Annotated in this window: 2 pseudogenes; both read right to left on the reverse strand. The window is 38.8% G+C overall.

Features of this window, described 5'->3' with window-relative positions:
• Positions 1-44: 44 nt before the first annotated feature.
• A pseudogene (locus QUA83_RS30165) lies at positions 45-1,257 on the reverse strand (ISAs1 family transposase).
• A 122-nt stretch (positions 1,258-1,379) separates the two neighbouring features.
• Positions 1,380-2,561 (reverse strand): annotated as a pseudogene (locus QUA83_RS30170) (IS1634 family transposase); the annotation flags it as partial.
• Positions 2,562-2,983: the final 422 nt, after the last annotated feature.

Genomic DNA, 2,983 nt, shown 5'->3' on the forward strand with positions numbered 1-2,983 from the left:
GTTCGTAATTCATCTTATTAATCTAATTTTTTATTTTATTTTACCTAGAACGAGCGCACTTTCGCAAGAGGTCTATTATTCATAGAAGCCTGTTTGATTTTTTGACGAAGACTACGCTGCAATGTTTTCTCCTGATTAAGAGCGTTAAGTGCTATCCGTCTCAGGATAGCAAAATTACGAGGACTATGACCTGAACGAATCCGACATTTATCCTCATGGAACGTGACATCTAAAGTCCAATGAACTTGGTTCTCAATCGTCCAATGTTGACGAATGGCACGACCAAGAACTTGAGCATCCGCAGGCAGAGAAGTCAGATAAAATTGGACTTCACGAGTCGTTTTGTTCCAAAGATGGCGGATTCTTTCAATAATGACGATGGTTTGCAGTCCCGACCATTGGTCTTGTTGATAAAGACCACCGAAAGCCTCTAAAGGAACCGCCCAAACATAACGTTTTTCAGTGCGATGGTGTCCCTTTTCAATCTGTTGGTTATAACTAACGTTAATGCCTTCAAAGTTATTAGCTCTTCTGGTATCAAACCATTCTTTAACCTGAGAATGTAAAGTGGGATGATTGGCTTTAAGAGATACAATATAATCAGCTTTTTTGTGGCGAATTTGTTTCACAATCTCGGTTTGCGTTCCCATCGCATCAATGGTAACGATCGCCCCGGTCAGGTCTAATAATTCTAAGAGTGCCGGAATTGCCGTAATCTCGTTGGAATGATCCTCAACTTTAACTTGCCCTAAAACTAAACGCTGTTCACTTGCCCAAGCCGTGACCAAATGCAAAGCTTTTACGCCTTGATTACGCTCATAAGAACCTCTAACACTTTTGCCATCGATGGGGATAATCTCGCCAACTATCGAACCAAGCATACTTTGAAGCCACTTCGCTAAACATTGTTCTCTCATCATCAGGATTAATTCTTTCAAAGACTCGTCGAAAAGTATCATCACTCGGGATACCATTGGGTAATTCGAGAAATTCCTCTAACCATTGTTGTTTAGCGATGCCATAATTTTCCATGTCTTCCCAACCTTCGGCACCGCTAATGACGGCTAAAATAGAGATTACTAAAATATCTTTTAATAAGTGTTTTTGGGTTCTTTGAACTCTGGGGTCTGGGAGCTCTGCTACATAATTCAATAAATTGGCTTGGATTTCGCTCAGAGGTGTTAAATGTCGTTTTTCTGCTCTTTTAGCTTGAGATTTTACAGCGAGTTTCAATCTAGGTGCAAAACCATTTGTCATTGTCTTTAACTCCGTTTCAACTTGATTGACTTTGTTAAGAGTCAAACTTGATTATAGGTTTGAGTTCGGTTCACAGGTATCAAGTCTATTGGCGTTTTTTTGTCAAGTACAATTTATACCAAATTAGATGAGCTTACCCTGCTAGAAATGTCAGAACTGGTCGAATTAGCATCGGATTTTGCTGTCGATTGTCTGCTACTAATTTGGGTTAAATTATGATATTTTAGTTCTGTAGATAAACGACGTGCTGCTGACAAGGCATCGGTGTCACAAGCAAATTCAATATTGGATAACTCTCGCAACTTTTTCTGACCCTCAATTTCAGCTTTTTTGAGTTTTTTTTCTAATTTACGTTGGTCGGCATCACGACGCAAACTGCTCTCTACTACTAACCATCTTTGTGCAATTCCACCATAATTACTTTTGTGTTCTGACCAACGATATCCCGTTATTGAACTTTCAGTGAATTCTGATTCATTTAGCTGAGACACCAGTTGCTGCGCTTGTTTCAGGCTTAGTGGTACACGAGTTAACCATCTTAAATTGGTTAACATTTCTAAATTGGGAGCGGTATATAATGCACTGTCAGCTACCATTAAACTGTCGAGATTTAATTTGTTTTTAAAGTCTTGACAGATTGAGGCGAATATGGAATTATCTGATTCGTTTCCTGAAGCTACTCGTAAAAATAGTGGCACATCTCCATCTCCACTACAAATTAGGTCTAAAATAAATTGTTTTAAGTCGGGACGATGGTCACGAGAGTAGCCGTAGGTAATTTGAATTGGTATTGGGGATCTTTGATGGTTGATTGATGAATTATCTAACTGATTGCTATCCATTTCTGTTTTAGCAAAAGATACTGATGGCAATTCTTGTTCATATTTGCCATGTAGATGAAATGAACTTGAGTCGAGGTGAGATGTGTCGGTATTTATCTCGAATTTTTGAGCTGCTGACAGGGCAATGGTTGTAAATATTTCTGTAATTCCTGCTAAATATAATTTATCTAATACTCTTCCTAAGCGGTCATCATTTAAATGTGATGCTTGAATCCCTGCTCCAAGTAAATGTTCTGTTGCTTTCCCTTCAAAAAATTTAGAAAATAAGTATAATGGGGCGGAAACCATCCCTAATCCATTGATGATCATGGCTTTAACTACCAGGCCGGGACTGACTATCTCACCCGGTTGTTCGCCTACTAATTCATTGATTTTTTCAACAATTCCTATTTCATCAACTAGACCGGCTATCAAGCCCAGATGATCTAGGTTTTCTACTTTTATCTGGGATGCTTTCTGCATGGGCTGCTGAATCCTGATTTAAGCGTTTATCGCGATTGCTAGTTTACACTGTTTTTGGTGATTATTGGCTATGGTTGCGAGCGCAATTAACGCATTTTCGTCATCAATCAGGTTACGAATACGCCATAAACTTCGTTTTCTACCGCTCGCCATTTTAACTCGTATCAGATTTAACTCATGCCTTCACTTCTCTTGTCAGAAATTTTCAGCCCTCATGATTGGAGTGTGACCAAAATTATTGAGTATTTTTACTCACCCTTGTCTCGGGTGATTCACTTTTACCCCCTCAATCCGACTATGTGCCAGTTTGGGGTGCGGAATGTGGGTTCATATGAACAAAAAAAAGGCTCTACCGAACCTAGTATGTAAAAAAGTTAATAACTTTTATAAAAATTAACTATAAAATATAAACATTAGGCGCT

The organism is Microcoleus sp. K1-B1, assembly GCF_036704705.1.
Lineage (GTDB): Bacteria > Cyanobacteriota > Cyanobacteriia > Cyanobacteriales > Microcoleaceae > Microcoleus.